The sequence below is a fragment of the Streptosporangium oxazolinicum genome, assembly GCF_039537505.1.
In the GTDB taxonomy this organism is placed as follows: Bacteria; Actinomycetota; Actinomycetes; order Streptosporangiales; family Streptosporangiaceae; genus Streptosporangium; species Streptosporangium oxazolinicum.
This window is the reverse complement of the sequence record NZ_BAABAQ010000013.1, coordinates 29357-42024: the sequence shown is the minus strand read 5'-3', so window position 1 is coordinate 42024 and position 12668 is coordinate 29357. Positions and strand designations below refer to the sequence as shown.

Sequence of the window (12668 nt, the reverse complement as noted above, 5' to 3'; positions counted from 1 at the left end):
TTTCCCGGTTTCCCGCCGGGAGTCTCCCCTGGAGCAGACAAATGGCGTCCCTGCCGCGATTCGCCCGCACGACCGTTGTGACCGCGCTGCTCTGCGCCGTCTTCCTGACGCTCGGCACGCCCGCCGCGCTCGCCCACGACCGCCTGAAGAGCAGCTCGCCCGACAAGGGGGCCAAGGTCACCACCCTTGAGCGGATCAAGCTGGTGTTCACCACCCGGGTCCGCTTCCCCGCCGTCGCGCTGCGAGAGTCGGGTGGCACGACCGTGGACCTCGGCAAGCCCAAGGTCGATGGCGACACCGTCACCTCCGGTGTCCCCGAGACGCTGGCCTCGGGCAAGTACGTGATCGCCTGGCGGGTGGTCTCCACCGACGGCCACCCGATCGAGGGGGAGATCCCCTTCACCGTGACCGCTCCCGCGACACCGTCCGCCAGCGCGGAACCCACCGCGGAACCCACGCCCGCACCCGCTTCGGCCGCCGAGTCCACCCCGGCGCCGGAAACCTCGGCGACCACCGCCCCACCCGCTGCCTCGCCCGCCGCCTCGTCCACCCCCGAGCCCGGCCTGGTCTCCTCCGCCGACGACCAGGGAAGCGACGGTCAGGGGCTGCCCGGCTGGACCTGGATCGCGCTCCTCGTCCTCGTCGTGGTCGGTACCGGTGTCTGGTTCCGCGTCTCCCGCCGTGACGAGCCCGGTGGTACGGAGTGATCTACCGACCGGGCGCCTTTACAATGTAGATTAATAGGTGTCCGCAGCGCCACGAGGGGCGGAGATTCTAACCGACGGGGCCTCACCCACGGGCGGGCGCGACACGGTCCCCGGCGGGAGTGTGTCCAATGGGTGCATGGCTGCCGTACCGATATGGACCAACCTGCTCACGACCCGATCCGCCCTCTGCCTGGGGATCGCCCCCTCCCCCAAGTGGCTGGAGGCGTGGCGGATGGGCGACGACGTGGACGGGGCCCGGCGGATGTGCTCGGTGGTGCTGGAGGCCGCGGGCGAGCGGGTGTCCGTCTACCGGATCCAGGTGCCGTTCTTCACCCGCTTCGGCACTCCGGGCACGAACCTGCTGCGCGAGGTCGTCGACGGCGTCCACGAGCGGGGCTCGCTGGCCGTGCTGGACGCGAAGGTGTGCGACGCCGACGACACCATGGACTCCTACGCCGATCTCTACCTGGGGCCCGGCAGCGTGCTGGGCGGCGACGCGGTGACGGCGAACCCGTTCATGGGCTTCGCCGCCCTCGACCCCCTGCTGCGCCGGGCCCGGGACAGCGGAACGCTGGTCATGGTGCTCGTACGCACCTCCAACCACGCCGCGGGCGGGGTGCAGGGCGCCGTGACCGGATCGCGCACCGTCGCGCAGCGCACCGCCGACGAGGTGCGGGCATGGAACGACGAGCACGGCGTGGCGGCCGCGGCCGTGGTGGGGGCCGCCCGCGAGGAGGCCCTCGACCTGGTGGCCCGCATGCCGTCGGCGGTCGTGGAACTGCCGGGCCTCGGCAGGGCCGGGCGCGAGACCCGCGACCTCGTCGCCGTCGCCGCCGAGGCCCCGGGCCGGGCCGTCCTGCCGGTCACGACCGGGGTGCTGCGGCACGGACCCGACGTCGCCGCGCTGAGCGCGAGCATCATGGCCTGGCGGGAGGAGATCGGCGCGGAGGTCCCGGCGTGCTGATCGAGCTTCGGCCCGGCACCCCCGCCGAGGTCGCCGAGGAGGTGGCCGCGCTGACCGGGGCGCACGAGGACGTCACCGCCTGGCCGATCAGCCTGGCCGGGAGGGTCTTCGTCGTGGTGAGCGGCGACGAGTCCCTCGCCCGCGTACCCGCCTCGCCCGCCGTGCTGGCCCGCCGCCCGACCCCCGACGGCCACTGGCTGGTACGGCGGGACAGCGGCGTGGCACCGCGCGAGGTGACGATCGGCCCTCCTTCCCGGTCCGGGCTCCCGGGGTTCGGGCCTTCGCGCTCCGAACTTCCGGGGTCCGGGCCTTCCCGGTCCGGGCCCTCGCGCTCCGGTACCGGATGGTCCGATGCCGGATGGTCCGAGCCGCGGCGTTCCGGCCCCTCGGCGGTCTCCCCGGCTTCCGGGCGGGCCGTCGAGGGCGGGGTGGTCGGCGGGCCTCGGCTGTGGTGGGCGGCGGGACCGTGCGCGCTGGAGTCGGCCGAGGACGCGGTCGAGACGGCCCTGGCGGTCAAGGCGCGGGGGGCGCACGCCCTGCGGGCCGGGCTGTCCAAGACGCGCAGCAGTCCCTACCACTTCCCCGGCAAAGGCAGGCGGGGCCTGGAGGCGCTCGCGGAGGTCCGGCGGGCCGCGGCCATCCCGGTGATCACCGAGGTGTGCGACCCGCGCGAGGTGGAGGCGGTCGCCGAGGTAGCCGACTGCCTGCAAGTGGACGGGCGGCAGCTGGACAACCGCCCGCTCCTGGCCGAGCTGGGCGCCCAGCCCAGGCCGGTGCTGCTGATGCGGGGGCCTCGGGCGAGCCTGGACGACTGGCTGCGGGCGGCGGAGTTCGTCCTCACCCGGGGCAACGCTGCCGTGGTGCTCTGCGCGGGCGCCTGGGGCACCCCGCCGCAGCCCGGGTTCGGGGCGATCGCCGCGCTGCGCGCCCGTACCGACCTGCCGGTGGTCTTCGACCCCAGCCACAGCACCGGCTCGGCCTCGCTGGTGGCTCCGGCCTCGCTGGCGGCCTCGGCGTACGGCGCGGACGGGCTGCTCATCGAGTCGTGCCTGAAGCCCGGGAAAATGTACCGGCCGGGCGACGCGGCGCACATGTTCCCCCCCGAGTCCCTGGCGGACCTGGTCGCCGCCTGCGAGCGGGCCCGGGACTCCGCACGATCCCTGGCGGTTCCGCGATGACTGTTTCCTCGGCTTCCCCGACTTCCCCGGCTTCTCAGGCTTCCCCGACCCCCACGACGTCTGCGACTTCCATGACCTCTTCCGTGACCTCGACGACCTCGATGACCTCCCCGCGTTCTGTGCCTGCCAAGACCCCCACAGCCCCCGCTCTCCATCCCGCGAGCTGGCTGGTGCCGCTGCACCGGCCGGAACGGCCCCGGGCGCGGCTGGTCTGTGTGCCCAACGCGGGAGGCGGCGCCACGACGTTCCGCGGCTGGGCCGACCTGCTCCCCGGTGACGTGGAACTGTGGGCGGTGCGCTCGCCGGGCAGGGAGACCCGCATCTCGGAGAAGCCCCTACACAGGCTGTCGATGATCGTCGATCCGGTGATCGACGGGCTGTCACGCCTGGACCCGCTGCCGTTCGCGCTGTTCGGGCACAGCATGGGCGCGCTGGTGTCGTTCACGGTGACGCGGCGGCTGCGCTCGCGCGGGCTGCCCGGTCCCGGACGGCTGTTCGTGTCGGGCTGGAACGCCCCCCACGTCCGCGACGGCATGCCACGGCTCGGGCAGCTCGGCGACGAGGACCTGATGCGGGTCCTGCACCGGCTGGACGGCATCCCGCCCGAGGTGATCGGCAACGCGGAGCTGATGAGCCTCATCATGCCGGTGCTGCGGGCGGACCTGAACGCGGCGGAGTCGTACGTGCACGAGGAGGAGCCACCCCTGGCCTGCCCGATCTCGGTGTTCGGCGGGAACGGGGACCCGACCACGACGGCGGCCGGGCTGGGCGCGTGGAGCGCGCAGACGGGGGCGGCGTTCCGGCTGCGGCTGCTGCCGGGCGGGCACTTCTTCATCCACACCCAGCGCCGGGCGATGCTTCGCGCGATACGGGGAGACCTCGGCACCTGCCGCTGAGGGGCGGGGGCCGCCCGGAGAGGGATGCGGGGACCACGGCCGAACGGGTCAAGCCGTGCGCGAACCCCTGTACGGACGGGCGACCCGGCTGAGTGGAAAACCCGGTGCCCGCCGACGGGCGGGACTCCCGGACTCCCCCACCGGTCAGCGGGTCTCCTGGGAGAACCGGGAGGACCGGGAGGACCTCAGCGCTTCTTGCCGGTGAGCTTGCCCATGGACAGGGTGGCCTCGGCGCCGTAGAAGCGGCCGACGCGCTCGACCTCCCGCTCCAGCTCCTTGGTCTGGCCGGAGTCCAGTTTCACGAACGACTCCAGCTTGATCTCGACCTTGCCGCCCTTCTCCCTGCGCTCCCACATCCCGGACACGACCCCGTCGACCAGCATGATCTGGTGGGCGACCGCGCCCTCGTACTTGCCCCGGCCGTGCTGGAAGACGCGGGCGGCGGTGTCCTTGGGCACGACGACCTCCTTGGGACCGCTGCCGAGGACGTACGCCTCGTACTGCGGCAGCAGCCGCAGGCAGCTCGGGTCGGACGGCCAGCGGCTCTCGTCGGCGGCCAGGACGTACGCCTTGCGCCCCTCGACCTCGACCTGGGCGACCTCGTCGCCGAGCGACTCCAGCGCCTCGCGCGCCTCGGGCGGCCTGAGCGCGAACCAGCGGGCCAGGTCCTGGTGGGTGGCGGGGCCGTACGCGCGCAGGTAGCGGCGCACGATCTCCATCGCCGACTCCTCGGGGTCGGGCTGGTCCTTGACCTCAGTCTTCAGCCCCGCCCACCGGTCGGGCCTGACGTAGGTGACCTTGGCTCCCCGTACCGGCCCGAAGCAGAGCACGCCGAGGTAGGCGACGGGACGCAGCAGCTCGCCCCAGTTGGAGGCGAGCTTGTCCTTGGCCCACGCGCCGACGCGCCCGGAGACCTCCTTGGCCAGCTCCTCGCGGGTCAGGCACTCGCCGTCCAGCGCCTCGCGGACCGCGTCGACGAACGCCTCGCCCTGCTTGGCGGTGAGCCCGTGGTGGGCGTGCCAGCTGTCCTTGGCGCGCCAGTAGGGCTTCCAGCGCATGGCCGCCATCCACAGCGCCAGCTCGTCGGCGGCGTGCACGTGCAGGGTGCCGCGCAGGCTGTACGTCTTGACGAGGCGCTTCTTGTCGTACAGCTCCGCGCGCACCTGCTCCTGCGTGGCGCCCTTCACCCGTGACCCGATGGCCAGCTCGGCCGCGGCGGCGACCTGCGACTGCACCCCGCACACGTCGCGCACGGGTTTGCGCAGGTCGCCGGAGACGGGTTTCACGAGGTGATGGCGGGCCAGCCGTCGCGCGTGGACCTGATCCCAGGTGAGTGAACTCATGGTCGGTGCCTCTACCCCATGGGATGGAGCCGAACCTGGACGTGCTTGACGCCGTTGATGACGGGAGAGCGCAGATAGTCGGGCGGCCCGAGCAGCTCGGCCCCCGACACCGAGTTCGCGAGCTCGTCCAGGAAGACGGTGAGCTCCAGTTCGGCGAGGGCGGCTCCCAGGCAGAAGTGCGGGCCGGAGCCGAACGCGACGTGCCCGCTGCGGGAGCTGCGCGGGCGCCCGACGTCGAACACCTCCGGGGAGTCGAACACGCGCTCGTCGCGGTTGGCGGAGGTGTGCCAGATGACGACGTCCTGACCCGCGTGGATGGTCTTGCCGTGCAGTTCGGTGTCGCGGGCGGCGCGGCGCAGCACGTGGCGGCTGGGCGAGGTCCAGCGCAACAGCTCGCCCACCGCGTTGGGCACCAGCTCGGGTTCCTTGCGCAGCCGGTCCCACTGGTCGGGGTGCTCCATGAAGGCGAGCAGCCCCCCAACGGCGGCGTGCCGGGTGGTCTCGTTGCCGCCGAGCATCAGCACGTCGAAGAAGAGCAGGCACTCCTCCTCGCTCAGCACCCCCGCGTCCTGGGAGCGGGCGAGCAGGCTCACGATGTCGTCGCCGGGCGACCTGCGGCGCTTCTCCACCAGGCCCTGGCAGTACAGCAGGAGCTGGCCGTGCGCCTGGGCGGCGTTGGCGCGCACGTCGGAGGTCATCTGGTACTCGCTGTCGTGCGAGCCGAACGCCGTGGAGGTGAGCCTGAGCATCAGGTCCCAGTCCTGGCGCGGCACGTCCAGCAGCGCGGAGATGCCCGCGACGGGCAGGGCCGCCACGACGGTGGCGAAGTCACACTCTCCCTGCTCCAGCGCGTCGGCGAACACGTCCTTGACGACCGAGCGCAGGTACGGCTCCAGGGCGGCGATCGCCCGGGGGGTGAAGCACTTGTTGACCAGCTTGCGCAGCTCGGTGTGCCGGGGCGGGTCCGTCGTGTTGATCATCTTGCCGGATCCCTGGTCGCCGGTGTTGCGATGCGGGCCGAGGGTGTTGGTCTGGTTGGAACTGAAGGTCTGGGGGTCCTTCTGGACGTTCACGCAGTCCTCGTACCGGGTGACCGACCAGAAGCCGGGCTCCTTGCCGTCGGGGTTCCAGTAGAGCGGGTCGTTGTCTCGCAGGTGGCGGAAGACCTCGTGGGGTCTGTCACCGACGTGCAGATCGGCATCGGCCAGATCGACATCAGTCATTTAGGAACTTCCCATTCCTCGGAGAATTTTCCGGCAGAAGTCATCTCGCCGGCGGGATGACCCGATTACCGGCGGGCCCGGTTGGCGATGGACCCGACTACCAGCGGGCCCGATTACCGATGGGCCCGATTATCAGTGAGACAAGCCTGATTACCAGCGGGGCGGTCCCGATTAACCCGCAGGACGCCCCGATTAAGGCGAGGGCGGGATTATAGGCCGCCCGCCGGAGACCCGTCCGGGCGTTTTTCCGCGTTTCCGGCGACATGGTTATCGTCCTCCCATGGTGCTACGTGTCAAGCTCGTCCTGTCGTTGCTCACGGCCGCCGCCCTGGTGGGAGGCGCTTCGCCACCGGCCTCCCCGTCGGCGGAACGATCCGCCGCCCCGGGGGCCGCGCGGCCGTTCTCGATGCAGGACTTCATGACCACGAAGAAACTCGGCCAGGTCGTCCCGTCCCCCGACGGTAAAGCGGTGGCGGCGGTCGTGAAACGCGGGCCGAGCGAGTCGAGCAGATATGGCGCATCATTTGTCGACGGAAACGAGCGCGCGGACATCTGGATAGCGGACGGCCAGGGCCCGGCACGCGACGTGACGCACGGCGTGAAGGACGGCACCGGCCACTACAACCCGGTGTGGTCGCCCGACGGGCGCATGCTGGCCTTCGCCTCCACCCGGGGCGGCGATGACGTGTTCCTGCACGTGTGGGACCGCGAAACGGGCGAGACCCGCAAGCTGACCCCGCGAGGGGTGCAGACGATGACGAACGCGTCGGGCTACCTGATCCAGTGGCTGGACTCCCGGCGGGTGATCGCCCCGATGGTGAACGCCGGACGCTGGACGCTGGAGTACGGGCAGTGGCTGGAGGCCCAGCGCGTCGCCCCGAAGCAGTGGGCCAAGGTCGAGCGGGGCAAGGAGACCACCGCCTTCGTGCTGGACAGCTCCGCCACCCAGGGCCAGGACAAACTGGACGAGGAGATCGCCGTCGTCGACGCCGTCACCGGGAAGATCACCTCGGCGGGCCCGGCCCGCACCTACACGGCGGGCAACCTGGTGGCGGACCCGACCGGGCGGCTCATCGCCCGGGTGGACGACCTCGGCCCCACCCCGGCACGCGCCGGACAGCTCAAGCGCGTCCTGGAGCGGCGCACCCAGCTGGCGATCGCCTCCACCTCCGGCGGGCAGCCGCGCCTGGTGGGCGACGTGCCGACTCCCTCGGTCACCGTGCAGCCCCGCTGGGCCGCCGACGGCGCCAACCTGCTGGTCGTCGGCAAGGCGACCCCCGAGACGCCCGACCCGTTCACCGCCTACCTCGTCCCCGCCGCCGGGGGGAAGGCCGCGCCGCTGGCCGCCGACCGGCTAGTGGCGACGGGCCTGCTGTGGGGGGCGGGAACCCCGCTGGTCCGCGGGGCGAAAGCCGCCGACGCCGCGAACCCGGCGGCCCGCCAGGACTGGTGGGCCTTCAACCCCGCCGACCCGGCCGCCGCGCCGCGCGACCTGACCTCGCGGTTCAAGGTCCCGCCGCTGGAGCTGGTACCGGTGCCCGGCGGTGTGCTGGGCGTGGCCGACGGGCGCGCCTGGCTGATCGACCCGCGCACCGGGCAGGCACGCGACCTCAACGCCACCGGCGCCGCCCCGCTCGCGGAACTGGCCTGGCCGCTGGACGACGGCGTGCGGCGCAACGGCGTGCGGCCCACCGACCGGGGCGGCGCCGAACCGGCCAACCCCCGCCTCGACCGCGACTTCCCCCTGGTGCTGGCGCGCGACACCAAGGGCGGCCTGTACGAGCTCGCCCCCGGCGCCTCGCCCGTGCTGACCCCGCTCCCGCTGCCCCACCCCGACGCGGGCGTCGCCGGGTACTCCCCCGCGAACCGCACCGCGGTCTTCGGGGCGGGCGGTGACAAGGGCACCGCGCTGTGGACCTCCCACGCGGGCCGCCACACCCAGCGGCTGTCGCTGAACGGCCACCTCGCCCAGGTGATCCCCCCGAAGCGCGAGCTCATCACCTACAAGGGGGCGGACGGGGAGAAGCTGACCGGCGCGCTGCTGCTGCCGCCGGGCCACCGCGACGGGCAGCGCCACCCGCTCGTGGTCAACGTGTACGGCACCCGGATCGTCTCCACCCTGGAGGACGTGCCGGAGTTCCAGGTGAACAACCCGAGCTACCTCACCCTGCAGTTCCTCGCGGCCCGCGGCTACGCCGTGCTCGTCCCCTCGATCCCCCGCCCCCAGGGCGAGGCCGCGGCCGAGCCGATGACGTGGCCCACCAAACCGATCATGAACGCGGTGGACGCCGCGATCGACGAGGGCGTGGCCGACCCGAAGCGGCTCGCGGTGCTGGGGCACTCCTTCGGCTCCTACAACGTGCACAGCCTCGTGACGCGGACCGACCGGTTCAAGGCGGCGATCGCGATCTCCGGCTTCTCCGACGTGATCAGCAGCTACGGCGTGTTCGACTCCCGCTTCCGCTACACGCCGCGCGCCCAGGAGTGGTTCGCGCCCGCCTACATCGAGGACCCGGCCTTCGAGTTCGGGCTGGGCAAGCCGCCGTGGGAGGACCCGCAGCGGTACGTGCGCAACAGCCCGCTCCTGCACGCGGGCAAGATCAAGACGCCGGTGCTCATGCTGCACGGCGAGCGTGACTACCTGACCCACACCGGCTCCGAGGAGATGTACACCGCGCTGGCCAGGCAGGCCAAGAAGGTGCGGTTGGTCAGCTACTGGGGCGAGGCGCACATGCCGTACTCGATGATCTCCCCCGCGAACTTCCAGAGCATGATCGAGCAGGAGCTGGAGTGGCTCCGCCTGAACCTGCCCGGAGGCAACCGGTGAGACTCTTCTCGCCCGCCCAGGAACGGGCCTGGCTGGAACACCGGATCCGCGGCGACGCCGTACCGGACGGGATCTCCCTGCGGCTGCGGCTGACCGGCCCCCTCGACGAGAAGGCGCTGGGCTTAGCGCTCGGCGACCTGGCCGCGCGGCACGAGGTGCTGCGCTGGGCTCTGCCCACCCGTGGCGACGGGCCCCGCCCGGTGGTGGCGGCCGGGGCGCTGCCCGCGCCACGGGCGGTGCCGGTCGAGCCGGAGAAACTCGGCGCGGCGCTGGCCGAGGTGGAGGCCCGGCCGTTCGACCCGGTGACGGGGCCGCTGGCGCGCGTCTCCCTGCTGGAACTCGGTCCCGAGGAGCACGTGCTGGTGCTGCGCATGCACCCGTGCGTCGCGGACGAGGGCTCCGTCGCCGTACTCGCCGCCGACCTGGCCGCGTTGTACCGGGCCCGAGCCGAGAACGGCTCCCCGCCCCCGCCCGGCACGCCCCGCGTACCGGCCGAGGACGACTTTCCCCATCCGGATGCGACGGCCTCCGGCACACCCGCGTCGCTCCCCGGCGCTCGGGACGCGACAATCACCGGCAGCCGGGACACGGCGCCCGCAGACTCCGCACCGGCCGAGGGCTCCGGCGCGGAGGTGACGGACGGGGACCGGGACCGGCGGAAGTTCTGGCGCGAGGCGCTGCGGGACGTGCCACCGCTGGAACCGGCCACCGACCGGCCGCGCCCCGGGCGCCGCTCCGGCACGGGCGGGACGCACCGCTTCGAGGTGACCGTACCGCCCGAGCTGGGCGCCCCCTCCCTCGCCGTGCTCGCGGCGTTCGCCGTCCTGCTGTCGCGCTGCTCGGGCCAGGAGCGCTTCACGATCGGCGCGCACGCCCCCGGCCGCGTCTCGGGGCTGCTCGGCGGGGAGCCGAACGGGTTCGCCGGGACGGCCGGGCCGCTGGACGACCTCCTCCCCCTGCCGGTGGACCTGTCCGGCGACCCGGACCTCGCCACGTTCTCCGCCCGCCTGGGGCGGGCCGCGGACAACGCCTGGCGGCACCGGCTGCCGCTGCAGGATCTGACCTCCGCCGTCGCCCCGCCCCGCGACCCCAGCCGGGGCGCGCTGTTCGACGTGGTGTACGGCGTCGTCCCCCGCCCCGTCGCGCACGAGGCGGCGGGCCTGCGTCTCGATCCGCTCGGCGACGGGGAACCCGCCGCCCGGCGGACGGCCTGCGACCTGGACCTGCGCCTCACCACGGGAGCACCGGACGGAACTAGCGCCCGGACCGGGAACGGGGAAGGCGACGGCACCGGGACCGAGACCGGGAGCAGGAGCGGGGAAGGCGACGAGACCGGGACCGGGACCGGCATGAGGAAAAGCGACGGGGATGGTGGCGAACGGTTCCAGGCGACCCTGACGTACGCCACCGACGTCTTCGACCACGCCACGATCGAGCTGATGGCCGCCCGCCTGACCCGGCTGCTCGGCGAGATGGCCCGCTCCCCCGCGCGGCCGGTGCTCGATCTGCCGCTCGACGACCGCTCGGGCCCGATCGCGGGCCCGCCCCCGGCGGTGGACCTGGACTCCCCCGGGTCCACCCTCGCCGCGCTGATCGCCGCCCAGGCCGGACGCACCCCCGACGCGACGGCCGTGGACGGGGACGACGGGCGGCTCACCTATCGCGAGCTGGACGAGCGCGCCCGGGAGCTGGCCGGATGGCTCGCCGCCGAGGGGGTGGGGCCCGGCACCGTGGCCGCGATCTGCCTGCCGCGCTCGGCCCGCCTGGTCACGGTCGTGGCGGGGGTGCTGTACGCGGGCGGCGCGTTCCTGGCCCTCGACCCGGCACAACCCGCCCCCAGGCTGGAGTACCTGCTGTCCGACGCGGCGGCGGCCGTCCTGGTGAGCACCGGGGAGATCCTCGGCGGCCTGCCGGAGGGCGGCGGACGCCGCCTCGACCTCGACCGGCGCGACCCCGCCAGGACCGCCGAGCCCCGCCCGGCCGGACCCCGCGACCTGGCGTACATGATCTACACCTCGGGCTCGACCGGCCTGCCCAAGGGGGTGCTGCTGGAGCACTCCGGCGCCTGCAACCTGGTCGTGGCCCTCGCTCCCGAGCTGGGTATCGGCCCCGGGGTGCGGCTGCTGCAGTTCGCGCCGCCGACCTTCGACGCCTGGGTGTGGGAGGTGTTCACCACGCTGGTCTCCGGGGGCACCCTGTGCGTGCCGGAGGCGGGGAACATCCTCGTCGGCCGGGCGCTGAGCAGGTGCCTGTCGGAGCGCGAGGTGAATGCCGTACTGCTGCCCCCCTCGGTGATCGCGACGCTGCCCGGCGACGACCCGCTGCCCGGCCTGCGGGTGCTGGTGACCGGCGGCGAGGCGTGCACCCCCGACCTGGTGGAGCGCTGGGGCACCGATCGGCGCATGGTCAACGCCTACGGGCCGACCGAGGCGACCGTCATCGCGACCCTGGCCGACTGCTCGCCCGGCGAGGGCGTACCGCCGATCGGGCTGCCCATGGCGGGGGCGTACGCGCTGGTGCTGGACGCCGCCGGACGCGTCGCGCCGTGGGGGGTGCCCGGCGAGCTGCACGTGGGCGGCGCGGGCGTGGCCCGTGGCTACCACCGGCGGCCCGCGCTGACCGCCGAACGCTTCGTCCCACTCGCCGGACCACCGCCCACAGCACCGGACGTGCCGGCACCGGCACCGGCACCGGCACCGGACGAACCTCTCTCCTCGACATCAAGCGAACCACCCCTCACGGCACCGGACGAACCTCCGTCCTCGACGCCGGGCGGGCCACCGCCTTCGATGTCCGGCGAGCGGCTCTACCGGACCGGTGACCTGGTGCGGCAACGCCCCGACGGCCGCCTCGACTTCATCGGCCGGGTGGACCACCAGGTCAAGCATCGCGGCTACCGGATCGAGCTGGGTGAGATCGAGCAGACGCTGCGGGCCTGTCCCGGCGTGGACGACGCGGCGGTGGCCCTGGAGGACGAGCAGCTGGTGGCCTATGTGGCCATTTCCTCCTCAGGAACCGGCCCGGGAACCGGCTCAGGAAGCGCGCCCCCCATCCCAGGGTCCGCTCCCCCCTCTCCGGTGACGGCGAAGGACGCCAGGGCGTGGACGGCCGGGCGGCTGCCCGGCTACATGGTGCCGGGGACCGTGCACGTGCTGGACGAGCTGCCGCTGACCAGCGCGGGCAAGATAGACCGCCGCCGGTTGGCCTCCTCGGCCGCCCGCGCCGGGAGCCGGTCGGACGAGCCGCGCGACCGGCTGGAGCTGGAGGTGCTGGAGGCCTTCCGGCGGGTGCTGGACGAGCCGGGGATCGGCCCGCACGACGCCTTCTTCGAGTCGGGCGGCGACTCCCGGCTCGCGGTGACGTTGCTCGGCCGTCTTCGCGGCGGCCTGCGCAGACCGGTCGCGGCCCGCCTGCTCTGGGAACATCCCACGGCCGCGGGCCTGGCCTCGGCACTGCGCGACCTCGGGTAGGCCGACGGCGCGTGTAGCCGTACGCGAGTGCCGGGTGGGGCCGTGGTGACCTGTGCGGGT

At 73.4% G+C, this 12668-nt stretch carries 8 protein-coding genes; 6 read left to right on the top strand and 2 right to left on the bottom strand.

Features of this window, described 5'->3' with window-relative positions; all coding sequences use genetic code 11:
- Positions 1 to 41 precede the first annotated feature (41 nt).
- From ABD817_RS29755 to ABD817_RS29740, 4 genes are all read left to right on the top strand, one after another.
- Entirely contained in the window at positions 42 to 707 is a 666-nt protein-coding gene (locus ABD817_RS29755; RefSeq protein ID WP_344921535.1) for a copper resistance CopC family protein, read from the top strand.
- A gap of 136 nt (positions 708 to 843) precedes the next feature.
- The gene (pyrF, locus tag ABD817_RS29750; RefSeq protein WP_344921534.1) at positions 844 to 1671 is read left to right on the top strand and encodes an orotidine-5'-phosphate decarboxylase; all 828 of its coding nucleotides are present in this window, start codon (positions 844 to 846) and stop codon (positions 1669 to 1671) included.
- On the top strand, positions 1665 to 2849 hold the full coding sequence (locus tag ABD817_RS29745) for a hypothetical protein (RefSeq protein WP_344921533.1): 1185 nt from the start codon (positions 1665 to 1667) through the stop codon (positions 2847 to 2849). The genes pyrF and ABD817_RS29745 overlap by 7 nt, the downstream gene beginning before the upstream one ends.
- Before the next feature lie 71 nt (positions 2850 to 2920).
- The gene (locus tag ABD817_RS29740; RefSeq protein WP_344921532.1) at positions 2921 to 3745 is read left to right on the top strand and encodes a thioesterase II family protein; all 825 of its coding nucleotides are present in this window, start codon (positions 2921 to 2923) and stop codon (positions 3743 to 3745) included.
- 185 nt (positions 3746 to 3930) lie between these two features.
- Here ABD817_RS29740 and ABD817_RS29735 read toward each other — a convergent pair whose 3' ends face one another.
- Together ABD817_RS29735 and ABD817_RS29730 are read right to left on the bottom strand one after the other, a co-directional pair.
- Positions 3931 to 5088, bottom strand: a complete 1158-nt coding sequence (locus ABD817_RS29735) for a winged helix DNA-binding domain-containing protein (RefSeq protein WP_344921531.1) — start codon at positions 5086 to 5088, stop codon at positions 3931 to 3933.
- A gap of 11 nt (positions 5089 to 5099) precedes the next feature.
- Complete coding sequence (locus tag ABD817_RS29730; protein ID WP_344921530.1) at positions 5100 to 6311, bottom strand: cytochrome P450; 1212 nt, start codon at positions 6309 to 6311, stop codon at positions 5100 to 5102.
- A 280-nt stretch (positions 6312 to 6591) separates the two neighbouring features.
- Here ABD817_RS29730 and ABD817_RS29725 point away from each other — a divergent pair, with 280 nt between their 5' ends.
- Together ABD817_RS29725 and ABD817_RS29720 are read left to right on the top strand one after the other, a co-directional pair.
- On the top strand, positions 6592 to 9138 hold the full coding sequence (locus ABD817_RS29725; protein ID WP_344921529.1) for a S9 family peptidase: 2547 nt from the start codon (positions 6592 to 6594) through the stop codon (positions 9136 to 9138).
- A complete protein-coding gene (locus ABD817_RS29720; RefSeq protein WP_344921528.1) occupies positions 9135 to 12608 on the top strand; it encodes a non-ribosomal peptide synthetase in 3474 nt (1157 codons plus the stop codon). The genes ABD817_RS29725 and ABD817_RS29720 overlap by 4 nt, the downstream gene beginning before the upstream one ends.
- Positions 12609 to 12668: the final 60 nt, after the last annotated feature.